Annotated in this window: 21 protein-coding genes; 3 read left to right on the top strand and 18 right to left on the bottom strand. The window is 73.3% G+C overall.

The window, feature by feature from the left end; translation table 11 throughout:
* Positions 1-4: 4 nt before the first annotated feature.
* The 4 genes from QSK00_RS04215 to QSK00_RS04200 are packed head-to-tail and all read right to left on the bottom strand — an operon-like array spanning position 5 to position 5,344.
* A complete protein-coding gene (locus QSK00_RS04215) occupies positions 5-340 on the bottom strand; it encodes a Rieske (2Fe-2S) protein (protein WP_285587834.1) in 336 nt (111 codons plus the stop codon).
* Positions 337-2,907 carry a nitrite reductase large subunit NirB gene (gene nirB / locus QSK00_RS04210; protein WP_285587833.1) on the bottom strand — a complete coding sequence of 857 codons (2,571 nt, stop codon included), beginning with the start codon at positions 2,905-2,907 and terminating at the stop codon, positions 337-339. The genes QSK00_RS04215 and nirB overlap by 4 nt, the downstream gene beginning before the upstream one ends.
* Entirely contained in the window at positions 2,907-3,251 is a 345-nt protein-coding gene (locus QSK00_RS04205) for a molybdopterin oxidoreductase (RefSeq protein ID WP_285587831.1), read from the bottom strand. Before QSK00_RS04205 ends, nirB begins: the two co-directional genes overlap by 1 nt.
* Positions 3,251-5,344, bottom strand: coding sequence for a molybdopterin oxidoreductase family protein (locus QSK00_RS04200; RefSeq protein WP_285587829.1), 2,094 nt, complete (start codon positions 5,342-5,344; stop codon positions 3,251-3,253). Before QSK00_RS04200 ends, QSK00_RS04205 begins: the two co-directional genes overlap by 1 nt.
* 240 nt (positions 5,345-5,584) lie before the next feature.
* Between QSK00_RS04200 and QSK00_RS04195 the strand changes: the two genes are divergently transcribed.
* A complete protein-coding gene (locus tag QSK00_RS04195; RefSeq protein ID WP_285587827.1) occupies positions 5,585-7,120 on the top strand; it encodes a Re/Si-specific NAD(P)(+) transhydrogenase subunit alpha in 1,536 nt (511 codons plus the stop codon).
* A complete protein-coding gene (gene pntB, locus QSK00_RS04190; protein ID WP_285587825.1) occupies positions 7,117-8,523 on the top strand; it encodes a Re/Si-specific NAD(P)(+) transhydrogenase subunit beta in 1,407 nt (468 codons plus the stop codon). The genes QSK00_RS04195 and pntB overlap by 4 nt, the downstream gene beginning before the upstream one ends.
* 93 nt (positions 8,524-8,616) lie before the next feature.
* Here pntB and QSK00_RS04185 read toward each other — a convergent pair whose 3' ends face one another.
* The 12 genes from QSK00_RS04185 to QSK00_RS04130 form a co-directional block, all read right to left on the bottom strand.
* Positions 8,617-9,642: an LLM class flavin-dependent oxidoreductase gene (locus QSK00_RS04185; protein ID WP_285587823.1), complete on the bottom strand. Its 1,026-nt coding sequence runs from the start codon at positions 9,640-9,642 to the stop codon at positions 8,617-8,619.
* A 76-nt stretch (positions 9,643-9,718) separates the two neighbouring features.
* Positions 9,719-10,009, bottom strand: a complete 291-nt coding sequence (locus QSK00_RS04180) for a carboxymuconolactone decarboxylase family protein (RefSeq protein WP_285587822.1) — start codon at positions 10,007-10,009, stop codon at positions 9,719-9,721.
* A 51-nt stretch (positions 10,010-10,060) separates the two neighbouring features.
* Positions 10,061-10,318 carry a carboxymuconolactone decarboxylase family protein gene (locus tag QSK00_RS04175; RefSeq protein ID WP_285587821.1) on the bottom strand — a complete coding sequence of 86 codons (258 nt, stop codon included), beginning with the start codon at positions 10,316-10,318 and terminating at the stop codon, positions 10,061-10,063.
* A 75-nt stretch (positions 10,319-10,393) separates the two neighbouring features.
* Positions 10,394-10,786 (bottom strand): ankyrin repeat domain-containing protein, encoded by a 393-nt coding sequence (locus QSK00_RS04170; RefSeq protein WP_285587820.1) that lies wholly within the window; start codon positions 10,784-10,786, stop codon positions 10,394-10,396.
* Positions 10,783-11,367, bottom strand: coding sequence for a hypothetical protein (locus QSK00_RS04165; protein ID WP_285587819.1), 585 nt, complete (start codon positions 11,365-11,367; stop codon positions 10,783-10,785). Before QSK00_RS04165 ends, QSK00_RS04170 begins: the two co-directional genes overlap by 4 nt.
* Before the next feature lie 82 nt (positions 11,368-11,449).
* Complete coding sequence (locus QSK00_RS04160; RefSeq protein WP_285587818.1) at positions 11,450-12,655, bottom strand: alkaline phosphatase family protein; 1,206 nt, start codon at positions 12,653-12,655, stop codon at positions 11,450-11,452.
* Between the two features lie 39 nt (positions 12,656-12,694).
* Positions 12,695-14,293, bottom strand: a complete 1,599-nt coding sequence (gene mctP, locus QSK00_RS04155; RefSeq protein WP_502872013.1) for a monocarboxylate uptake permease MctP — start codon at positions 14,291-14,293, stop codon at positions 12,695-12,697.
* A gap of 59 nt (positions 14,294-14,352) precedes the next feature.
* Complete coding sequence (locus tag QSK00_RS04150) at positions 14,353-14,646, bottom strand: DUF3311 domain-containing protein (RefSeq protein WP_285587816.1); 294 nt, start codon at positions 14,644-14,646, stop codon at positions 14,353-14,355.
* Positions 14,647-14,721: 75 nt separating this feature from the next.
* Positions 14,722-15,360: a DedA family protein gene (locus QSK00_RS04145; protein ID WP_285587815.1), complete on the bottom strand. Its 639-nt coding sequence runs from the start codon at positions 15,358-15,360 to the stop codon at positions 14,722-14,724.
* 118 nt (positions 15,361-15,478) lie between these two features.
* Positions 15,479-17,305 (bottom strand): phosphoenolpyruvate carboxykinase (GTP), encoded by a 1,827-nt coding sequence (locus tag QSK00_RS04140; RefSeq protein ID WP_285587813.1) that lies wholly within the window; start codon positions 17,303-17,305, stop codon positions 15,479-15,481.
* Positions 17,306-17,524: 219 nt separating this feature from the next.
* Positions 17,525-18,418 (bottom strand): Sir2 family NAD-dependent protein deacetylase, encoded by an 894-nt coding sequence (locus QSK00_RS04135; RefSeq protein WP_502872012.1) that lies wholly within the window; start codon positions 18,416-18,418, stop codon positions 17,525-17,527.
* A 69-nt stretch (positions 18,419-18,487) separates the two neighbouring features.
* Positions 18,488-18,844, bottom strand: coding sequence for a hypothetical protein (locus QSK00_RS04130; protein WP_285587809.1), 357 nt, complete (start codon positions 18,842-18,844; stop codon positions 18,488-18,490).
* A 107-nt stretch (positions 18,845-18,951) separates the two neighbouring features.
* On the opposite strand from QSK00_RS04130, the gene QSK00_RS04125 reads away from it, so the two are divergent.
* A complete protein-coding gene (locus QSK00_RS04125) occupies positions 18,952-20,511 on the top strand; it encodes an FAD-dependent oxidoreductase (protein WP_285587807.1) in 1,560 nt (519 codons plus the stop codon).
* Here QSK00_RS04125 and QSK00_RS04120 read toward each other — a convergent pair.
* Entirely contained in the window at positions 20,508-21,905 is a 1,398-nt protein-coding gene (locus QSK00_RS04120; protein WP_285587805.1) for a metallopeptidase TldD-related protein, read from the bottom strand. The two genes, QSK00_RS04125 and QSK00_RS04120, sit on opposite strands and share 4 nt — an antisense overlap.
* Positions 21,902-23,419 (bottom strand): TldD/PmbA family protein, encoded by a 1,518-nt coding sequence (locus tag QSK00_RS04115; protein ID WP_285587803.1) that lies wholly within the window; start codon positions 23,417-23,419, stop codon positions 21,902-21,904. The genes QSK00_RS04120 and QSK00_RS04115 overlap by 4 nt, the downstream gene beginning before the upstream one ends.
* Positions 23,420-23,472: the final 53 nt, after the last annotated feature.

The following is a 23,472-nucleotide window of genomic DNA, read 5'->3' as shown; positions in this document are numbered from 1 at the left end:
TGCCCTACGGCGCGACCAGGCTCACCACGAGTTCCCCGTCGTCGTCGTCGGCGGAGTACGCGGCGACGTCGTCCACGTCGCCGCCCGACACGCACGCACCGGAGGCGAGCTCGAAGCGATGGTTGTGCAGCGGGCACATCACGACCTCGCCGTCGAGCAGCCCGTCCGCGAGCGGCCCGCCGCGGTGCGGGCAGATCGCCCGCAGCGCGTGCAGCCCGCCCGACCGCGGCCGGAAGACCGCCACCGGCTCGTCGCCGACGAGGAAGGCCCGGCCCTCGCCGACCGGGATCTGGTCGACGGGCCCGAGCCGGACCGAGACGGCCTCGTCCGACGCCGTCACGCCGGGGCCCCCTCGGAGGCCCGCACCGGGACCTGCGGCAGCGGGATCAGCGGCAGCGCGTCGTGGAACTGACCCGGCGTCGCCTCCTGCTGGTCGGCCGCCCACGGGTCGACGTAGGCGTCGACGGCCTCCTGCATGCGCTCGTCGAGCTCCGCCGCGATGCCCTCGACGTCGTCGACGATGACGCCGATCAGGTAGTCCAGGCCCATCCGCGGCACGAAGTCGTACGTGCGCTCGAGCCAGTTGGCGTGCTCGCGGTAGTACTGCAGGAACCGTCCGGTGATGAGCACGGCCTCGTCGTGGGAGTCGACCGTGGCGAGGATGTCGCCCTTCCGGATCGTCGCGCCGGCCGCCCCGCCGACGTAGATCTGCCACCGGCCGCCCTCGACGGCCACGATTCCGACGTCCTTGACCATCGACTCCGCACAGTTGCGGGGGCACCCGGACACCGCGAGCTTCATCTTCGCGGGCCCCTCGATGCCCTTGAAGCGCTCCTCGATGTCGATCCCGAGCCGCGTGGAGTCGCCGAGCCCGAACCGGCAGAAGTCGGTGCCGACGCAGGTCTTCACCGTCCGGAAGCTCTTGCCGTAGGCCCAGCCCGAGGGCATCTCGAGGTCGGCCCAGACCTCCTGCAGCTTCTCCTTCGGCACCCCGAGCAGGTCGATCCGCTGGCCGCCGGTCAGCTTGACCATCGGGATCTCGTGCTTGTCGGCGACGTCGGCGATGCGGCGCAGCTGGTCGGGGGAGGTCACCCCGCCCGACATCCGCGGGACCACCGAGAACGTCCCGTCGCGCTGGATGTTGGCGTGCACCCGGTCGTTGATGAAGCGGCCGTCGCGCTCGTCGACGTAGTCCTCGGGCCACATCATCCGCAGCAGCGCCGTGAGCCCCATCTTCGACGCGACGTCGTCGCGGCCCTCCGGGGCGAGCGCCGCGAACACGGCCGAGACGCTCTTGAGCTCCTGCGACCGGATCTCCTGCATGAGGGCCGGCTTGTCCAGCGGGATCCCCGGGACGTAGTACGACTCCGCCGGGTCCTCCGCGCCCGCACCGCCCAGCGCGGCCTCGACGACCTCGCGCACCAGCCCCTTGCACGACCCGCAGCCCTTGCCGGCGCGGGTCGCGTCCATGCAGGCCGACACGGTCTCGGCGCCGTCGTGCACGCAGCCGACCAGGTCGCCCTTCGAGACGCCGTTGCAGTTGCAGATCTGGGTGTCGTCGGGGAGGTCGGCGGCCGACGCGGAGTCGTCGGCCGACCCCAGGTCGAACAGCAGCTTGACCCGTTCCTCGGGCAGCGCCGAGCGCGAGTCGAACGCCTGGGTGAGCGCCGCGACCTTCGAGACGTCACCGACCAGCGTCGCCCCGATCAGCGTGCCGTCCCGGATGATGACCGTCTGGTAGACGCCGCGCCCGGTCTCGGAGAACTGCACGAACTCGTCGGACTCGCGCTCGGGGGTCTTCACGCCCATCTGGGCGACGTCGACGCCGGCGACCTTGAGCTTCGTCGTGAGCCGCGAGCCGTGGTACGCCGCGTCCGGGTCCGCCCCGGTGATCACGTCGGCCAGCACGGCCGCCTGCTCCCACAGCGGCCCGACGACGCCGTAGACCTCGCCGCGATGCTGGGCGCACTCCCCGACGACGAAGATGTCGTCGTCGTCCACCGACCGCATCCGGTCGTCGACGACGATCGCCCGCTGCGTCTCCAGGCCGCTGACCATCGCCAGGCCGATGTTCGGGCGGATGCCCGCGGTGACCACGACCATGTCGCAGTCCAGGTCGGACCCGTCGGTGAACCGCACGCCGGAGACCGCCCCGTCGGTCACGAGGATCTCCGAGGTCTTCACCCCGAGGTGCATGTGCATGCCCATGTCCTCGAGCTTCGAGCGCAGCACCTTCGACGCCCCGGCCTCGAGCTGCTGGTTCATCAGCACCTCGGTGGGGTGCACGACGTGCACCGCGAGCCCGTGGGCCTGCAGCCCGGCCGCGGCCTCCAGGCCGAGCAGACCGCCGCCGATCACCACCGCCGTCCGGGCCCCCGCGACGTGGTCGAGCATCGCGTTCGCGTCGTCGAGCGAGCGGAAGCCGAACACGCCGGGTGTGAGGTCGGTCTTCGACGCCCACATCCCGTCCATCGGCGGGAAGAACGAGCGGCTGCCGGTGGCGAGGACGAGCGTGTCGTAAGGCGTGACCGAGCCGTCGTCGCCCATGACGACCTTCGCGTGGCGGTCGATGCGCACGATCCGCACGCCGGCGTGCAGCGTGATGCCGTTCTCGGCGTACCAGTCGGTGGGGTTGAGGAAGAGCTCGTCGGGGTCCCAGCCGTCCGCGTCCTCGTTGTCCACCGCCGCGCCGGCCGCGTTGGCCAGCACCTCGGAGAGCAGGATGCGGTTGTAGTTGCCGTACGGCTCGTCGCCGAAGACGGTGATGTCGAACCGGTCGGCGCCACCCCGGGTGAGGATCTCCTCCAGGGCCCGCGCCCCGGACATCCCGTTCCCGACGACGACGAGCTTCGCGCGGTCGGGCTCCGGGGTCCCGGCCTCCTGCTCGGTGCCGAGCGTGGCCGTCATCAGACCTCCACCAGACCGCAGTCGACGACGAGGGTGCCGGACACCCCGGCGGGGGCGGCGTAGTGGATCTCGACGGTGCTGCCCGCGAGCAGGTCCTCGACCACCCGCAGCGAGACGTGCATGTCGGCCTTCGCGCCGACCGGCAGCCAGCGCGCCGGGGCGCCGTCGAAGGCCAGCACCACGGTCGCGAGCTCGTCGGAGGAGTTGCCCGCGCGGACGTAGAGCACCTGGCCGGTGACCCCCTCGGGCACCGTGTAGGTCAGCGAGGGGTGCAGCAGGGCCGGCTTGTCCAGTCCCTGCCCCTCGAAGGCGAACGCGCCCTGCAGGAAGCGCGGCGTCGTCATCATGAGACGGGGTCCTCTCCGGTGGTGGCGTCCAGGGCGACGGCGCAGACCTTGAACTCGGGCATCCGCGACGCCGGGTCGAGCGCTGGGTTCGTCAACGCGTTGATCGTCTGGTCGTCGCCCCAGTGGAAGGGGGCGAAGACGGTGTCGGCGCGGATCTCCGGCGACAGCCGCACCCGCATCCGGGCCGTGCCGCGCCGGGTCCGCAGGCGGACGTCGCCGCCGTCGGCGAGCCCGAGGCGCGCGGCGAGGTCGGGGTGGATCTCGACGGCGGGTGCGGGCTCGGCGTCGAGCAGGGCCTTCGTCCGCCGGGTCTGCGTGCCGGACTGGTAGTGGGAGCGCGAGCGACCCGTCGTCAGGCGGTAGGGGTACTCGTCGTCGGGACGCTCGGCCTCGGCCCGGTGGTGGACGACGTGGAAGCGGGCCAGCCCGTCCGGGGTCGCGAACCGGTCGCGGAACAGGCGCGGCGTGCCGTCGTGGTCCTCGTCGGGGCAGGGCCAGAAGACGCCCTTCTCCTGTTCGATGCGCGCGTAGGAGATCCCGGCGTAGTCGGCCTTGCCGCCGGCGGAGGCGCGGCGGAGCTCGTCGAAGACGGTCTCGGGGTCGGCGGAGAAGTACTCGCCGCGCCCGAGGCGCGCCGCGAGGTCGTGCAGCACCTCGAGGTCCGAGCGCACCCCGGCCGGCGCCGTCGCAACCCGTCGCCGACGCAGGACCCGACCCTCGAGGTTGGTCATCGTGCCCTCCTCCTCCGCCCACTGGGTGCAGGGCAGCACGACGTCGGCGAGCGCGGCGGTCTCGGAGAGGAACAGGTCGGAGACGACGAGGAAGTCGAGCGACCGCAGCCGCTCGCGCACGTGCGCGGCCCGCGGGGCGCTCACGACGACGTTCGACGCCATGATCATCAGGGCGCGCACGCCGCCGTCGGTGCCGAGGCGGTCGAGCATCTCGTAGGCGGACAGGCCGGGCTGCGGGAGCTCGTCGGGATCGATCCCCCACACGCCCGCGACGTGGGCGCGGGCGACCGGGTCGGCGAGCATCCGGTAGCCGGGGAGCTGGTCGGCCTTCTGCCCGTGCTCGCGGCCGCCCTGCCCGTTGCCCTGCCCGGTCACCGTCGCCCAGCCGGAGTAGGGCCGGCCGGGCAGACCGAGGGCGAGGGCGAGGTTGATCCACGCCAGGGCGGTGTCCGAGCCCTTCGCGTGCTGCTCGGCGCCGCGGGCGGAGAGGATCATCGTCGCCCGGGACTCCGCGAGCAGACGGACGGTGCGCTCCATGACCCGGACCGGCACCCCGGTGATCCGCTCGACGCGGTCGGGCCAGTACTGCCGTGCGGCGCGCCGGACCGCGTCCCAGCCGGTCGTCCGGTCCGCGACGTAGGCGGTGTCGACGAGCCGCAGCTTGATCGCGAGGTGCAGCAGACCGTTGGCGAGCGCGAGGTCGGTGCCCGGGACGGGCTGCAGGTGGACGTCGGCGGCCGCGGCGGTGGCGGTGTAGCGGGGGTCGATGACGATGTGGCGGGCCCCGCGCTCCCGCCCGGCGGCGAACCAGCGCATCGCGGGCGGCATGGTGTCGGCGGGGTTCGACCCGACGAGCAGCACGGTGTCGGCCCGGGCGATGTCGGAGAGCGGGAACGGCAGCCCGCGATCGATGCCGAAGGCCTTGTTCGACGCCGCGGCCGCGCTCGACATGCAGAACCGGCCGTTGTAGTCGATCGCGGCGCTGCGCAGCGCGACCCGGACGAACTTCCCCGCCTGGTAGGCCTTCTCGTTGGTCAGCCCGCCACCGCCGAAGAGCCCGGCGGCGTCGCGCCCGTAGCGCTCCTGGGCGACGGTGAGGCCGTCGACCACCCGCGTGAGGGCCTCCTCCCACGTCGCCTCGCGGAACGGCTCGTCGCGGTGGTCGCGCACCAGCGGGGCGGTCAGGCGGTCGGGGTGGGCGAGCAGCTCGGCGGAGTTCAGCCCCTTCTCGCAGAGGCCACCGCGGTTCGTCGGGAAGTTCGTGCCCGCCACCTCGTACCCGCCGCCGTCCGCCTCCGACCGCGGCGTCAGCGTCATCCCGCACTGCAGCGAGCAGTAGGGGCAGTGGGTGGCGGTCACCTCTTCACGCTGCGGGCCGGGCGTTTCGGCGTCGTTACGCGAGCGCTACGCCCTCGGAAGCCGGTGTGAGGCTCCCGCGACCGGTGCGACGCCGGTCATCTCGATCGTTCAGCCTGCCCCATTGCGAGACAGGTCACATGCTGGACCACGGCCCCGGTCTACTGTCCGCCACACGGCTGTCGGCGGACCCGGCGGTCGGAGCAGGCCCCGGTCCGGGGCCCCACGAGAAGGGGCGCGAGCGTGCGCATCGGTGTCCCCCGGGAGACCCGGGAACGCGAGACCCGAGTGGCGGCCACCCCCGCCACCGTGGTCGGACTGCAGAACCTCGGCTGGACGGTGACCGTCGAACCGGGCGCGGGGGTGCGGGCGGACTTCCCCGACGACGCCTACGTCGCGGCGGGCGCGGAGATCGGCGACCCGTGGGGGGCCGAGGTCGTCCTCGCCGTCAACACCCCGGCGCCCGCCGACCTCGCCCGCCTGCAGGAGCGGGCGACCCTGGTCTGCCGGGTCGCCCCGGCGCAGAACGCCGAGCTGGTCGCCGACCTCGCCGGGCGGGGCATCACGGTGCTCGCCACGGACGCGGTGCCGCGCATCTCGCGGGCCCAGTCGCTCGACGTGCTCAGCTCCATGGCCAACATCGCGGGCTACCGCGCCGTGATCGAGGCCGCCAACCACTTCGGCCGGTTCTTCACCGGCCAGGTCACCGCCGCCGGCAAGGTGCCGCCCGCCAAGGTGCTGGTCGCCGGGGCGGGCGTCGCCGGCCTCGCCGCCATCGGGGCGGCGTCGTCGCTCGGCGCGATCGTCCGCGCCACCGACCCGCGCCCCGAGGTCGCCGAGCAGGTCAGCTCGCTCGGCGGCGAGTTCCTGACGGTGGACGTGGAGCAGGAACGCTCCACCGACGGCTACGCAAAGGCCACCTCCGAGGCCTACGACCGACGCGCCGCGGAGATCTACTCGGAGCAGGCCGCCGACGTCGACATCGTCATCACCACCGCGCTGATCCCCGGGCGCGCCGCCCCGCGGCTGATCACCGCGGCGGACGTGGCGGCGATGAAGCCGGGATCGGTCGTCGTCGACATGGCCGCCGGGATGGGCGGCAACGTCGAGGGCTCGGTGCCCGACGAGGTCGTGGTCACCCCCAACGGCGTCACGATCATCGGCGACACCGACCTCGCCGCCCGTCTGCCCGCGCAGGCCTCGCAGCTCTACGGCACCAACCTGGTCAACCTGCTCAAGCTGCTGACCCCCGAGAAGGACGGCGAGCTCGTCCTCGACCTCGACGACGTCGTCCAGCGCGGCATGACCGTGGCCCACGACGGGTCGGTGATGTGGCCGCCGCCCGCGGTCTCGGTGTCGGCGGCCCCGCCGCCCGCGCCCGCTCCCGAGGTGCCCTCGCCCGCCGTCGAGCCGGCGAAGCCCCGATCGGCGGCGTGGCGCTACGGCGCCATCGCGGTCGGGCTCGCGCTGCTGTTCGCGGCGACGGCGTTCGCCCCCGCCGAGCTCGCCACCAACCTCACCGTGTTCGTGCTGGCCGTCGTCATCGGCTACTACGTGATCGGCAAGGTGCACCACGCGCTGCACACCCCGCTGATGTCGGTCACCAACGCCATCTCCGGCGTCGTGATCGTCGGCGCGCTCGTGCAGTTCGGGGCGCACGGGACGCTCGTCTCGGTCCTCGCGTTCGTCGCGATCGTCCTCGCCAGCATCAACATCGTCGGGGGCTTCGCCGTGACCCGCCGCATGCTCGCCATGTTCACGAAGGGTCCGGCCGCATGAGCCCCGAAACGGCGGCCACCGCCGCGTACATCGTCGCCGCGCTGCTCACCGTCATGAGCCTCGCCGGCCTCTCGAAGCACGAGACCGCGCGCAACGGCGTCGTCTACGGCATCGCCGGCATGACGGTGGCCCTGGTCGCCACCGTCGTCCTCGCCGCGAACTCGCTCGAGGCCGGGGCGGTCGCCCTGATGATCGCGGGCTTCGTCATCGGTGGCGGGGTCGGCCTGTGGCGGGCCCGCGTCGTCGAGATGACCGGGATGCCCGAGCTGATCGCGCTGCTGCACAGCTTCGTCGGCCTCGCCGCGGTGCTCGTCGGGTGGAACGGCTACCTCGAGGTGGAGGCGGTCGGGGCCGCGCAGACCACCGTGGCGCCGGAGCTACTCGGCATCCACTCCGTGGAGGTCGGCGTCGGCGTCTTCATCGGCGCCGTGACCTTCACCGGCTCGATCGTCGCCTACGGCAAGCTCTCCGGGCGCTTCAAGTCCCGGCCGCTGACGCTGCCCGGGAAGAACGCCCTGAACCTGGGCGCGCTCGTCGCGTTCGCCGCGCTCACGGTCGCCTTCGTGCTCGCGCCGTCGCTCGGCGTCATGATCGCGATCACCGCGGTCGCGCTGGCGCTCGGCTGGCACCTGGTCGCCTCGATCGGCGGCGGCGACATGCCCGTCGTCGTCTCGATGCTCAACAGCTACTCGGGCTGGGCCGCCGCGGCGTCGGGCTTCCTGCTCAACAACACGCTGCTGATCGTCACCGGCGCGCTCGTCGGGTCGTCGGGTGCGTACCTGTCCTACGTCATGTGCCAGGCGATGAACCGCTCGTTCGTCTCGGTCATCGCCGGCGGCTTCGGGGTGGAGTCCGGGACGGGGGCCGCCGACGTCGAGGGCGAGCACCGCGAGGTGCAGGCCGACGAGGTCGCCGAGATGCTGCGCGAGGCGGCGTCCGTCGTCATCACCCCCGGCTACGGCATGGCCGTGGCGCAGGCGCAGTACCCGGTGGCGGACCTGACCCGCAAGCTGCGCGACAAGGGCGTCGAGGTCCGCTTCGGCATCCACCCCGTCGCGGGCCGGCTGCCCGGGCACATGAACGTGCTGCTCGCCGAGGCGAAGGTGCCCTACGACATCGTCCTGGAGATGGACGAGATCAACGACGACCTCGCCTCCACGTCCGTCGTGCTGGTCATCGGGGCGAACGACACGGTCAACCCGGCGGCCATGGACGACCCGGGCAGCCCGATCGCCGGCATGCCCGTCCTGCGGGTGTGGGAGGCCAAGAATGTCGTCGTGTTCAAGCGTTCGATGGCCGTGGGCTACGCCGGGGTGCAGAACCCGCTGTTCTTCCGCGACAACACCTCGATGATCTTCGGGGACGCGAAGAAGCGGGTGGAGGACATCCTCGCGGCGCTGTAGAACCCCTGCCACGACGAACGAGCGGCACGTTCGCGCACTCCATGTGCGCGAGAGTGCCGCTCGTTCGTTTCCGGGGGCCTTCCCGACGACGGGTCAGACCGCCGCGAGCGACGACGCGCCCAGCGCCTCCGCGACCAGGCGGACCGACTGCCGGCGCTCGGCCGGGTCGTGGATCGCCGTCGTGATCATCAGCTCGTCGGCGTCGGCCTCGCGCGCCTTGCGGGCGAGGTCCTCGGCGACCTGCTCCGGGGTGCCGACCGACACCTTGGACGCCATCGAGCGGGCGATGTGCTCCTCGGCGGCGGACCAGTCGTGGGCCAGCGCCTCCTCCGGGCTCGGCAGCGGGCCGGGGTTGCCGGTGCGCAGACGGGCCATCGACAGCGCGTTGGCCCGGCCCAGGGCGTACGCCCGCTCCGGGTCGGGGTGCGCGATCGCGGCGGCACCCAGGATGACGTGCGGCTCCTGCGCGCCCGAGGCCGTGCTCGGACGGAACGAGGACCGGTAGATGCGGGTGGCCTCGCCGGCGTCCGCGCCCCCGAAGTGACCCGCGTAGGCGTAGCCGGTGCCGAACGCCGCGGCGGCCTGGGCGCCGTAGTAGCTGGACCCGAGGATCCAGACCGGCGGCAGCGGCACGTCGTCGGGCGCCGCGACGATCCCGGCGAACGGGTGGTCGGCGCCGAAGCCGTCGACGTAGCCGCGCAGCTCGGCGAACTGGTCCGGGAAGTCGTCGGCGGTGAGCGCCTCGTGCGAGCGGCGCAGCGCGATCGCGGTGCGGGGGTCGGTGCCGGGCGCGCGCCCGAGGCCGAGGTCGACGCGGTCGGGGAACAGCCCGCCGAGCGCGCGGAAGGTCTCGGCCACCTTCAGGGGGCTGTGGTTCGGCAGCATGATGCCGCCCGAGCCGACGCGGATCGTGCTGGTCGCGCTCGCGACGGCCGCGATCATCACCTCGGGCGCGGAGCTGGCGACGCTCGCGATGCCGTGGTGCTCGGCGAGCCAGAAGCGGCGGTACCCGGCGGCCTCCGCGGTGCGGGCGAGCTCGACGGTGTCGTGCAGGGCCTGCGAGGCGGGCGAACCGGAGGGGACCGGGGAGAGGTCGAGAACCGAGATCGGGATGCCCATGCGAGGTGCAACGCACGGTCGGCGGCCCGTTGTTCCGGGCGCTCCGGGACGGACCCGGGCCGCCGACCGTGGTCGGTCAGCCCTCCGGGAGGTCCGGCATCCGCACCGCGCAGGCGTTCGTCGCCTCGGTGGTGATGCCGTCGAGGTCGGTGCGCACGGTCGCGTGGAACCGGCTCACCAGCTGGTCGAGGCCCACGGTGAAGGAGATCTCCATGATCTGCTTCGTGTCGAAGTGCTCCGCCAGCCTCTTGTAGATCTCATCGCTGATCGGCTGCATCCAGGTGGACGTCCGCGCGAACACGATGATCGCTTCCTCGGGGGGCGAGAACATGCCCTCCGGGAGCGGGTCGTCGAGGAGGTGGCTCATCTCCTCGTCGGTCAGACCCGATGCTCGACCGAGCACCACGTGGGTCGGGGTTCAATAGAAGCAGTTGTTCGCCATCGCGCTGGTCAGGTACGGGAGCTCCCGCATCCGCGCGGTGGGCAGCGAGTTGTCGAAGTACACCGTGGTGGCCAGCGCCATGAACTGCTCCATGGCCACCGGGTGATTCGACAGCGCGCGGTGCACGTTGAGCAGGCCCACGTCGGGCTGCGCGGCGTGCACGGCCTCCAGCAGCGCCTTGGCGTGCGGGTCGAGGCCGGGGTCTTCGGGGTTGTTGAGCGGGACGCGAGCCACGAGGGCTCCTTCCGGTCGGGTACGGCTGACCCCCCGATGCTGCGAAGCCGATGTTGCCCCGATGTTGCCCCCGGATCACGGCCGGGGCGTGAGCACCGTCAGCAGGTCGTCGCGGCCGAACATCCGCGCGGTGTCGACGGCCGTCGGGTGGCCGCCCAGCGGATCCGCACCCGCGTCGACCAGGGCCCGCACCACCTCGTCCTCGCCCCTGAACACGGCCCCCGCGAGCGGGGCCTGGCCCCGGTCGTTCACGCGGTCGACGTCCGCGCCCCGCGCGATCAGCACCCGGACCGCCGGGGCGTGCCCGTGGTAGGCGGCGAGCATGAGCAGGGTGTCGCCGGCGTCGTTCGTGAGGTTCACCGGCACCCCTGCGTCCACGTAGGCGGCGAGCGGGTCGGCGTCGCCCCGGCGGGCCATCTCGAACAGCCGCCCCGCGAGCTCGCTGACGTCGGCGGACGGCTCGCTCACGTGCGCGACAGCGGCGCCGCGGTGTCCGGGTCCGGCGTCGGGTCCGGGACGTCCTCGCCGTCGTCGTCGCGACCCCATCCGCAGTAGGGGCACCACGGCTCCACGCGGCGGTGCAGCACCGTCAGCACCATCGTGCCGAGGGGCAGGAGCAGCACGAGGTCGCCCCAGCCGGGCCGGAACAGCAGCCCGGCCACGACCCCGACGGCCGCGACGACGACGAGCACGGCGATGCCCGCCGTCGTCGTGGCCGAGTGGAAGAGCCGCAGCCAGCGCCGCCGGCGTTCGACGACCTGCGCCGGGTCGTCGGGGCTGTCGGCGATGCAGCGCAGGCAGAGCCGGTCGTCGTGGGCGAGGGTGAACAGCTGCACGACGATGAACACGAGCACCGCGCCGAGCGAGACCAGGGTCGCGTCGCGCGCGTCGGAGAAGCCCGCGACGATGGCCACCAGGATCAGCGGGCCGCCCACGAGCAGGGGCCGGTGGGCGATCGAGGCCCGGAACCGGACCAGCAGGGAGTCGCGACCCGCGTCGTCGCGGCTGCCCGCCACGGCGTCGTCCCCGTCGTGCGTGTGCCGGTCCACTCCGCGACCACCTCCCCGCTCGTCAAGGAAGCGTATGGCGCCGGCGGCCCGGTCGCGAGCGGCCACCCCGGTACGGGGCGGATCAGCCCCGGGCGAGGAGCAGGGGGACCCGCTGCTCCGCCGACGTCAGCGACCCGTGGTGGCCGACGAGCGCGGTCTCGCGGGGCTCGTTGCGCGAGCGCACCAGGGTCCAGTTCCCGCGCGCGGCGGCGACCACGTCACCGATGCGGCCCCGGGCCGTGTCGGTGACGACGGGGCCGAACCAGCCCCCGTCCACGGCCTCGTCCCGGGAGACGACCCACGCGGCGTCGGCGAGCTCGGCGCGCCAGGCGGCGAGGACGTCGTCGGCGGCGCCGGGCTGCGCGTGCACGTGGCGGACCCGGGTCTCCCCGGCCAGACGCCGGACGCCGCCGAGCAGGGCCGGGGTGTGGTCGAGGTCGACCTGCCAGCCCCGGTCCGTCGCGATCATCCCGTGGTCGGCCACGACGAGGAGGACCGCGCCCGGCCGCAGGCACTCGGCGATCGCGGCCACGAGCCGGTCCACCACCTGCAGCTGCATGCGCCACGGGAGCGACCCGGGGCCGTGCCGGTGGCCGATCGTGTCCAGGTCACCGTGGTAGGCGTAGACGAGCGCGCGCTCCTCGGGCTCCACCGCGAGGCCGTGCAGCACCTCGGCGGCGAGGTCACCGAGGGCGGACACCCCGTGGAAGCGCCCGCCGCGCAGCGCGGCCCGGGTGAGTCCGGAGCGCCGCTGCACCTCCGGCGCCACCTGCGTCACGGCGACGCCCGCACGCAGCGCCTGCTGCAGCACCGTCGGCCGGGGCTGGACCTGCTCGGGCGGGAGGTCGGCGATCAGGTCGACCGGGTCGGTCGCCCCGTGGGCGCACCAGCGCAGCGTGTTGAGGACGACGTCCGGCGCGGCCTCCGGCTCCGCGAGCGGGGGCACCGCCATCGAGTAGCCCTCGATGCCGTGCGCACCCGGCGTCAGGCCCGTCCCCAGCGACGTGAGGCTGACGGCCGTGGTGGCCGGGAAGCAGGCCGTGAGGCCGCGCGACGCCGCGCCGCGTGCCAGGTCGTGCAGGGCGGGCGCGTCGTGCGGGTGCGCGGCGAGCAGGTCGGCGCCCAGCCCGTCCACGAGCAGGACGCCGGCCGCGCTGACGTCGTCGCCGTGGCGGGCGACGCCGAGGGTGTCGGTGAAGCCCGGCACCCCCAGCGCCGCCGCCATCGAGGGCATGACCTCCGCGAGCGTGCCGTGCCCGTACGCCGGGAGGAACGGCACCTCGGTCATGGCGAGGGATCGTAGGGCGCGCTCCGCGCAGGTGAGCACCTACACCGAGGAGACCGCCTCCGGTGTCGTCGACTCCGGCACCCGCGTGGCGTGGTAGTCCTCCCCGCGGGTGCGGTCCGCGCCCTCGCGGGTCCCGGCCGCGCGCAGGGCGAGGGTGACGAGGGCGGCCACGACGAGGTTGCCGATCAGCGCGACGGCCCCCACGTAGATCTGCACCTTGGAGCCGTCGAACGGTGTCCAGCCGAACAGGTCCAGCTTGCCGAGCGCCAGGGCCGACCCGCCGAAGTGCTGCTTGCCGTTGGCGGGGTTGGGGATGCCGTAGAGCATGACCATGCCCCAGATCAGGCCGACCGCCCAGCCCGCGAGCAGCGCCCACCGGTGGAACCAGCGGGTGTAGAGCGCGATCGCCACCGCGGGCAGCGTCTGCAGGATGATCACGCCGCCGATGAGCTGCAGGTCGACGGAGAACTGCGGGTCCACGACGACGATGAACAGGACGGCGCCGACCTTCACGACGAGGGACGCGAGCTTGGCCTGGCGGGCCTCGTCGCGCGGGGTGGCGTCGCGGCGCAGGAACTCCTTGTAGATGTTGCGGGTCCAGAGGTTCGCCGCGGCGATCGACATGATCGCGGCCGGGACCAGCGCGCCGACCCCGATGGCGGCGAAGGCGACGCCCGCGAACCACGCCGGGAACTGGCCCGCGAACAGCGCCGGGACGATCGTGTTGGAGTCCGGCCGCCCGGTGGAGCCGTTGACGATCGGCTTGGTGCCCGCCGCGATCGCCACGTAGCCGAGCAGCGCGAGCAGGGCCAGCAGGAACGAGTAGGCCGGCAGCGCGGTCATGTTCCGGCGGATCGTGGCCCGGCTCGAGGAGGACAGCACGCCGGTCACCGAGTGCGGGTAGAGGAACAGGGCCAGCGCCGAGCCGAGGGCCAGCGTCGCGTACTGGAGCTGGTTGTTGGCGGTCAGCAGCGTCGACCCGGCGGGCTGACCCGTCGTCGGCGAGGGCTGCGAGAGCTTCGCGGCGCCGGCGTCGATGATCGCGCCGAACCCGCCGAGCTTGATCGGCAGGTAGATGATCGCGACGAGGATGACGATGTAGATCAGGACGTCCTTGACCACCGCGATCAGCGCCGGCGCCCGCAACCCGGACTGGTAGGTGTAGGCCGCGAGCACCACGAACGCGACGAACAGCGGCGCGTGCCCCCAGAACCCGGAGCCGTTGAGCCCGATGGTGCGCAGCACCGCCTCGAGCCCGGCGAGCTGCAGCGCGATGTAGGGCATCGTCGCGACGATCCCGGTGACCGCGATGGCCAGGGCCAGCAGCGGGGAGTCGTAGCGGCCACGGACGAAGTCGGCGGGCGTCACGTAGCCGTGGACCCGCGAGACCGACCAGAGGCGCAGCAGCGGCAGCATCACCAGCGGGAACGCGATGATCGTGTACGGCACCGCGTAGAAGCCGAGTGCGCCCGAGGAGAACAGCAGCGCCGGGATCGCGACGAAGGTGTACGCCGTGTAGAGGTCACCGCCGAGCAGGAACCAGGTGACCCAGGAGCCGAAGCGGCGCCCGCCGAGGCCCCACTCGTCGAGGTGCTCGAGGTCGTCGGCGCGCCGCCAACGGCTCGCCATGAACCCCATGACCGCGACGGCCACGAAGAGCAGCAGGAAGACGACGAGCTGGACGATCTGCGCGCCGGTCACCGGTCCCCCTCCATGGGTCGAGCTCCGCTGCGCTTCGTCTCCCCCTCCTCGTCGTCGTGCCGCGTGACGAGGTGGACCGTGAGCGTGCAGATGATGCCGATCGGGATGACCGCGATCTGGAACCAGTAGAAGAAGGGCAGGCCGAACAGGGTCGGCTCCGTCGCGTTGAACAGCGGCGTGATCAGGCTGATCAGCGGGACCAGCAGGAGCAGGTTCCAGGCGCGGAACCGGAAGTGCGGTCTCGCGGGTGCGGGATCCGGAGTCTCCGGGTCCGCGACGGATGACGACATCGGCAGTCCTCGTGGGCGTACGCGAGCGGTGGACGCGCGGATGTTAGGCGCGTCGACAGGTACGCACCAGGGCGTCTACCGCTGGGTCACGCTCTCCGTCCCGTTCGTCCGGTTCCGCTTCCGACGACGGGTCTCGCGCCAGATCAGCACGGCGGCGACGATCACGACGACGGGGACGGGGCCCCACGCGAGATAGCGGGCGACGGTCTCCAGCGACAGCGCGAACACGTAGCCCAGCAGGACGCATCCGCCGCCCCAGAGGATGCCGCCGACGGCGTTCCACGGCAGGAACGTGCGCAGGTAGGGCATGCGGGCCATGCCGGCCATGCCCGGGACGAGGGCGCGCAGCAGCGCGGTGCCGCGCCCGAGCAGCACCGCCTTCCCGCCGTGGCGGTTCAGGAAGTCCTCGGTGGCCTGCCAGCGGTGCTCGCCGACGAACCGGCCGGCGCGGGACGCCTGCAGCCGGGGCCCGAGGAGCCGGCCGACCTCGTAGCCGACCGAGTCGCCCGCGATCGCGCACAGGATCGCGACGACGATCATGGGGACGAGGCCGATGACGCCCTCGTGGGCGGCGAACCCGGCCACGAGCAGAGCCGTCTCGCCCGGCAGCACCACCCCGACCATCACGGCCGCCTCGGCGAACGCGAGACCGCCGGCGATCACGTACAGCCAGGCGCCGACGCTCTCGCCGACGCCGCGCAGGAACTCGAGCACGGCCACCATCGTGCCGCAGTCGCGGCAGGACCCGGCGTCGGGAACCCGCCCCAGGAACGAGCGAAGGGCCCCTCCGGTCGAATAGATCGACCGGAGGGGCCCTTCGCTCAGCTGTGGATCAGGCGGACAGCCGCTGCTTGAGCGCCTCGAGCTCGTCGCGCATCGAGGTCGGCAGGGAGTCGCCGATCTTGTCGAACCACTCCTCGATCAGGGGCAGCTCCTCGCGCCACTCGTCGAGGTCCACGCGCAGCGACGCCTCGATGTCCTCGCGCGGCTCGGAGAGTCCCTCGAGGTCGATCTGGTCGGCGCTGGGGACGTGGCCGATCGCCGTCTCGGTGGCGGCGGCGGTGCCCTCGAGCCGCTCGATGATCCACTTCAGCACGCGGCTGTTCTCGCCGAATCCGGGCCACAGGAAGCGGTTGTCCTCGCCCCGGCGGAACCAGTTGACGTAGAAGATCTTCGGCAGCTTGGTCACGTCGGCGCTCTTGCCCACGTTCACCCAGTGCTGGAAGTAGTCGCCGACGTTGTAGCCGAGGAACGGCAGCATGGCCATCGGGTCGCGGCGGACCTGGCCCTTGCCGCCCTTGGCCGCGGCGGTCATCTCGCTGGACATCGTGGCGCCCATGAAGGTGCCGTGCTGCCAGTCGAACGACTCGGTGACCAGAGGGATCGTCGTCTTGCGGCGGCCGCCGAACAGGATCGCCGAGATCGGCACACCCTGCGGGTCCTCCCACTCGGACGCGACGACGGGGCACTGCGAGATCGGCACCGTGTAGCGCGAGTTCGGGTGGGCGGCGGGCTTCGCCGAGCCCGGGGTCCACTCGTCGCCGGTCCAGGAGGTGAGGTGCTGGGGGTCGCCCTCCAGTCCCTCCCACCAGACGTCGCCGTCGTCGGTGAGCGCGACGTTGGTGAACAGCGCGTTCCCGTGCTCGATGGTGCGCATCGCGTTGGGGTTGGTGTTCCAGTTCGTGCCCGGCGCAACGCCGAAGAAGCCGTACTCGGGGTTGACCGCGTACAGCCGGCCGTCCTCGCCGAAGCGCATCCAGGCGATGTCGTCACCGACGGTCTCGGCGCGCCAGCCCGGGACGGTGGGCTGCAGCATCGCGAGGTTCGTCTTGCCGCAGGCCGACGGGAAGGCCGCGGCGACGTAGTACGCCTTGTCCTCGGGGCTGATCAGCTTGAGGATCAGCATGTGCTCGGCGAGCCAGCCCTCGTCGCGCGCCATCACCGAGGCGATGCGCAGCGCGTAGCACTTCTTGCCGAGCAGGGCGTTGCCGCCGTAGCCGGAGCCGAAGCTCCAGATCTCCCGGGTCTCCGGGAAGTGGCTGATGTACTTCGTCTCGTTGCAGGGCCACGCCACGTCGGCCTGGCCGGGCTCGAGCGGCGCGCCGAGGGAGTGCAGCGCCGGCACCCACTCCGTGCCGGGCTCCTCGAGGCGCGCCTGCACCTCGGCGCCCATGCGCGTCATGATGTGCATCGAGACGACGACGTAGGGGCTGTCGGAGATCTCGACGCCCAGCTTCGGCGACTCGGCGTTCGTCGGGCCCATGCAGAACGGGATGACGAACATCGTCCGACCACGCATGCACCCGCGGTACAGCTCGGTCAGCGTGGCCTTCATCTCGGCCGGGTCCATCCAGTTGTTCGTGACCCCGGCGTCCTTGGGGTCGACCGAACAGATGAAGGTGCGCTCCTCGACCCGGGCGACGTCATCGGGGTCGGACGCGGCGTGGAAGGAGTTCGGCTTCTTCTCCGGGTCCAGCCGGGTGAAGGTGCCGGCCTCCACCAGCTCGTCGGTGAGGCGCGTCCACTCCTCCGGCGAACCGTCGCACCACACCACCCGGTCGGGCGTGGTGAGCTCGGCGACCTCGGCCACCCACTCCAGCACCTCGCGGCGCTGCAGCGGCGGGTTGTCGAGCCCAGGGATGGTCGGTGCGGCCGTCATGCGTCGTGTCACTCCTCGTTCGCCGGTCAGTGTCGAGCGACGACCCGGGGTCGTCACGCAACGGGGTCACGGCCTGGTGCACCGGCGTGCGGGCAGTCGGGCGGCCGGAACACATCGCCGTGTGGCCCCGTCGGAGTACTTCGACGTTAACGACAGATGTTGCACACGGAACCGCCACCGGGTGTTCGAGGCACCACTTCCACGATCAAGCTGAACGATTCAGGCCCGGAGGGCCCTGACCAGGGCCGGAAGGACCTCACCGAGAGGTGACGCGAGCCGCACCGCGGCCATGTCGTCCGCCCTGCTCGGCCCGGCGGTGACGATCGCGACCGGGGTCCCCGACCGGGTGGCGGCCCTCGCGAACCGCAGGCCGGACATCACGGCGAGTGACGACCCCAGGACCACCAGGGACCGCGCCTGCGCCACGAGGTCGAAGCACCGGTCGACCCTCGGGCGCGGCACGGACTCGCCGAAGAACACCACGTCGGGCTTCAGCGGGCCGCCGCCGCACGCCGGGCAGGCGACCATCGTGAACGCCGCCTCGAGCTCCGGGGGGAGCTCGACGTCGCCGTCCGGGTTGACCTGGGTCTCGCGCAGACCCGAGACCGCGGCGTCGAACTCGGGGTTCACCCGCGCGAGCTCGGCCTGGACCGCTCCCCGGTCGAGCTCCGCCCGGCAGGCCAGGCAGACCACCCGCGCCAGCGCCCCGTGCAGCTCGACGACGTCCCGGGCGCCGCCGGCCTGGTGCAGGCCGTCGACGTTCTGGGTGATCACGCTGCCGATCAGGCCGCAGCGCTGCAGGGCCGCGACCGCCTCGTGTGCGGGGTTGGGGCGGGCGCGCTCGATCTGCGGCCAACCCACGTGGCTGCGGGCCCAGTACCGGTGACGGGCCGCCGGGTCGTGCACGAACGCCTCGTAGGTCATCGGCGTGTGGCGGCGGGCGGCGCTCGACGGGCCCCGGTAGTCGGGGATGCCGGAGTCGGTCGACATCCCGGCCCCGGAGAGCACGCAGACCCCGCCGGCGCCCACGAGCGCGGCGAGGTCGTTCAGCTCGCCGCGCAGGGGGACCTCGGCGTCCCAGCTCTCCTGCAGCACCGAGCCGGGATAGCGCATGACGACCTTGCCCACGGATCCATGGTGCCCCACCGGCCCGCGGGCGTCGGGTCGGCCGAGGGGCCGGGGTCAGGCGAGGCCGGAGCGCGGCCGCGCGATCACGCGCAGGATCGCGACGATCACCGCGCCGATGACGAGCCACGCGATCGCGGGGATGCCGTAGGACAGCACCAGCTGCACGGTCCCGTCGCCCACCTCGAAGAGGTTCGCGAGGCCCAGCGTCAGCGAGTCCGCCGCGTTCGCCACGAACTGCGTCAACCCGTTGTCGGGGTTCGCGCCGAGGATCCGGAGCACGATGTGCAGGGCGAGGATGACGGCGAACAGCCCGGTGACGAACCGGACGATCCCGGCCACGAGGCCGAGCAGGCCGCGGGCGGCGCCCGTGACGGGGTTGCCGGAGCGGGGGCGGCGGTCGAGGTCGGCCATGTGGGTGGTGTTCCCGTTCCGGAGGCACGATGCGCGTCCGTCTCGTCACGAGTCGGTCACGGCCAGGCCCGCGTGTACACCACGTGGACCAGCGGCTACTCCTCCCCGTGCCCACCACCCCCGCACTCCCCACCCGCCACCGCTCGGTCTGGCTCGACCGCGACCTGCCCACCTACCCGGCCCTGCGCGGTGACCTCCGCGTCGACGTCGCCGTCGTCGGCGGCGGCATCACCGGCCTGACGACGGCCGTCGCCCTGCACCGCGCGGGCTGCACGGTCGCGGTGCTGGAGGCCCGCCACCTCGGGGCGGTCGCGAGCGGGAACACCACGGCGAAGGTGTCGGTGCTGCAGGGCACGCGGGCCTCGACGCTCGCGCAGCGCCACCCGCAGGAGGTGGTCGACGCCTACGTCGCCGCCCACCGTGCCGGCCTGGACTGGCTCGCCGCGCGGGCCGAGGGCGTCGACTGCGGCTTCGAGCGTGCTCCGGCGGTCACGTTCTCGACGGCGGGTCGGGACTCCGCCGGGGCCCGCGCGGTCCGCGCCGAGGCGGACGCCCTGCGCGCCGCGGGCCTGCCGGCCACCCTGGACGCCGGGCTGGACCTGCCGTTCGCGGTGTCCCAGGCGGTCACGCTGGACGACCAGGCGCAGTTCGACCCGGTGCCCTACCTGCACGACCTCGCCCGGGAGCTGGTCGACGCGGGGCAGCCGGTCCACGAGGGGACCCGGGTGCGGTCGGTGTCGCTCGGTGCCTCGCTCGGGGCGACGCCGGAGCTCCGGACCGCCCACGGCCGGGTGCTCGCCGACCGGCTGGTGCTCGCGACCGGCATCCCGGTGCTCGACCGTGGCCTGTACTTCGCCCGGCTGGAGCCCGCCCGGTCCTACGCCCAGGCGATGCGGGTGCGCGACCCGGACACCCTGCCGGGCGGCATGTACCTCTCCGCGGACTCGCCGACCGTCTCGATCCGCACCGTCGTCGTCGACGGCGAGCGCCTGCTGCAGACCGGCGGGTTCGGTCACCGCGTGGGCACCGACACGCCGATGGCACAGCACGAGCGCGACCTCGCGGCGTGGAGCGCCCGCCGCTGGCCGGTCGCGGAGATCACCCACCGCTGGTCCGCCCAGGACTACCAGCCCGAGGACGGCCTGCCCTTCGTCGGGCCGATGCCGCTGCAGCCGCAGGTGCTCGTCGCGACGGGGTTCGCGAAGTGGGGCATGACCGGCGGCACCGCGGCCGGGCTCGCGCTCGCCGACCACGTCGCCGGCCGCGACAACCCGTGGGCCCCGACCTTCGCCGCCGACCGCGCGCCGGAGCTGCGGTCGGTGCCGCAGCTCGCCCGCGCCAACGGGCAGGTCGCGAAGTACCTCGCGACGGGGTGGGCGAAGCCCGACCTGCCGTCGGGGAAGCCCCTGGCGGAGGGCGAGGGCCGGGTCGAGACGTCGGTGCGGGGCAAGGTCGGCCGCTGCCGGGTCGGCGGTGTCGAGCACGAGGTCGGCGCGGTGTGCCCGCACCTCGGCGGCATCCTCGCCTGGAACGACGCGGCGGCGAGCTGGGACTGCCCGCTGCACGGATCGCGGTTCGCCCCGGACGGCACCGTGCTGGAGGGGCCGGTCACCGAGGACCTCGGCGCGCCGCCCGGGCTGACCCGGGTGATCGCGCCGCGCAGCTAACTGGCCTGCGACACCGAGGACATGTTGAAGTCCGGGATCCGCAGCGGCGGCATCGCGGCGCGGGTGAACCAGTCCTTCCACTCCCGGGGCAGCGTCAGCTCGGTGGCGCCCGCCTCGGTGGTGCGGCGGACGAGGTCCAGCGGCGACTCGTTGAAGCGGAAGTTGTTCACCTCGCCGACCACCTCGCCGTCCTCCACGAGGTAGACCCCGTCGCGGGTCAGCCCGGTGAGCAGCATCGTCTCCGGGTCGACCTCGCGCATGTACCAGAGGCAGGTCAGCAGCAGGCCGCGGCGCGTGCCCGCGACGAGGTCGGACACCGAGGCGTCGGACCCGCCGGTGAGCAGGAGGTTGTCCGACGGCGGGGCGAACCGGGTGCCGAACTCCGCGGCAGCGGCACGCGGGTAGGCCAGCTCGTGCACCGCGCCGTCGCGCAGCCAGTCCACCCGACGCGTGCTCGCTCCGTTGTCGAACACCGACACCTCGTCGCCGGAGGAGGTGGTGGCGAGCACCGGCTCGTAGCGCAGCGTCGGGAAGCCGGGGGCGTCCGGGTCGCCCGCCAGCGTGAGCGGCAGATCGGTGAGCTGCTCGCCGACCCGGGTGCCGCCGGCGCGCGACAGGGCGCTGCGGCCCTCCTGCGCGGGCCGCCCGCCCATCGACCAGGCCAGGTAGATCATGAAGTCGCTGACCGCGGACGGCGGCAGGATCGTCTCGTAGTGCCCCGCCTCCAGCGTGATCCGCCGCCGGCCCCAGGCCAGCCGTCCGCGGAGGTCGCCGAGCAGGGCCGGGAGGTCCACGTCGGTGAAGTCGCGCGTCGAGGTGCCGCCCCAGACCGAGCCGGCCGCCGACTTGAGGTTCACCTCGACCGCCCCGCCGGGCTCGGTCCAGCGCCGCCGTACCCCGGCGGACGTGGCGAGCCAGGTGGTGGTCACGTGGTGGTCGGCGAACCCGGCGCTGCGGTCGGTCCCGAAGGAGTCGCCCAGGGCGGCGGCGAGGTCGCCGAACACGCCGATCGAGGTCTCGGCCGCCGGGTCGTCGAACGGATCGGCCGGACCGGTCGGTGGCGGCAGCTCCGCGGCGTCCCGGGAGGCCCCGGCGTCCTCGGCGGCGCGGACCGCGGCCCGCACCGCGTCGGTGAGCCGGGCGTCGGCCTCCGCGCCGCCCGCCAGCAGCGAGTCGGGCGCCGACACGCGGACCACGCCCGCGCCGGTGCCCCCGCCGGCGAGGGGGACGAGCAGGACCAGCCCGAGCGTGCGGTCGGTGGTGGCCCCGTTCGTCGTCATGGTGGAGTTCGCCCAGCGCAGGACCACCTCGCTGGTCTCGCGCAGGATCACCGCGGCGCCGGCGTCGGGACGGATGCGGCCCGCGGTCTGCAGGGCCCGCTCGACGAGGCTCATCGGGCACCCTCGCTCGCGGTGTTGAGGACGTTGATGCCGCGGAACAGCGCCGACGGGCAGCCGTGGCTGACCGGCGCGACCTGCCCGGGCTGGGCCTTCCCGCAGGTGAACGCGCCGCCGAGGCGCCAGGTCGACGGGCCGCCGACCGCCTCCAGCGCGCCCCAGAAGTCGGTGGTGGTCGCCTGGTAGGCGACGTCGCGGACCTGGCCGGCCAGGGCACCGTCGCGGATCCGGTAGAAGCGCTGGCCGGTGAACTGGAAGTTGTAGCGCTGCATGTCGATCGACCAGGACCGGTCGCCCACCACGTAGATCCCGTCGTCGACGCCGGTGATCAGGTCGGCGGTGCTCACGTCGGTCGCCGCGGGGGTGATGGACACGTTCGCCATCCGCTGGAGCGGGACGTGCTCGGCGGAGTCGGCGTAGGCGCAGCCGTTCGAGCGATCGAGCCCGAGGCGGGGCGCGAAGGAGCGGTCGACCTGGTAGCCGACGAGCACGCCGTCGCGGATGAGGTCGAACTCGCCGGTCGCGACCCCGTCGTCGTCCCAGCCGACGGAGGCGAGCCCGTGCGGCACCGTCCGGTCACCGGTCACCTGCAGGACCTCGCTGCCGTAGCGCAACGTGCCGAGGAGGTCCGGGGTGGCGAAGCTCGTCCCGGCGTAGTTCGCCTCGTAGCCGATCGCGCGGTCGTACTCGGTGGCGTGCCCGATCGACTCGTGGATCACCAGCCACAGGTTGGTGGGGTCGATGACGAGGTCGGTGGGGCCGCCCTCGACGCTCGGGGCGCGCAGCTTCTCGGCGAGCAGCTCCGGCAGCTCGGCGAGCTCGGCGTCCCAGTCCCATCCGGTGCCGGTGAGGTACTCCCACCCGCGGCCGGCCGGGGGCGCCACCGTGCGCAGCGACTCGAATCCGCCGGCGTCGCGGTCGACCGCGGTGACGCTCACGCCGGGGTCGACCCGCACCCGCTGCTGCGTGGTGACGGTCCCGGCGAGGTCGGCGTAGAACGTCTGCTCCTTGACCTCCAGGCAGCTCGCCTCGACGTGGTCGACACCGGGCGCGGCGAGCAGCGCCGAGGAGCGTTGCGCCAGCAGCCCGATCCGGTCGCCCTCGGGCACGTCGAACGGGTCGAGCTCGTAGTCCGAGACCCACGTGACGTCCGGGTGTACGGGCTCCGGGGCGAGCTCGACGGTCTCGCGGGCCACCGCGGCGAGCGTCGTCGCGACCTCCAGGGCGCGGCGGGCGGTGGCGGCCGCCGTCGAAGGGGTGACGTCGACGTGTGCGGCGAACCCCCACACCCCGCGGCGCAGCACGCGGACGGCGAGTCCGACCCGGTCGGTGTCCGAGGAGCTGACCACCCGGGCGTCGCGCAGCTCGAGGGCGCGGCTGCGGAGGCGGTGGACGCGGACGTCGGCGTGCTCGGCGCCGGCGTCGCGTGCCACCTGGAGGGCGGCGTCGGCGACCGGCCGCAGCGGGAGGGCGAGGAAGTCCGGGTCGACGGGGCGCGCGCCGGTGAACACGCGGCGACGGTAGCGGCCCCGGCGCGTCTCAGCCGTCCGTCCCCCGTCGCTCC

This window comes from Actinomycetospora sp. NBRC 106378, assembly GCF_030269685.1.
In the GTDB taxonomy this organism is placed as follows: Bacteria; Actinomycetota; Actinomycetes; order Mycobacteriales; family Pseudonocardiaceae; genus Actinomycetospora.
Note: the sequence above shows the minus strand (reverse complement) of the source record. Positions and strands in the feature narration are given on the sequence as shown.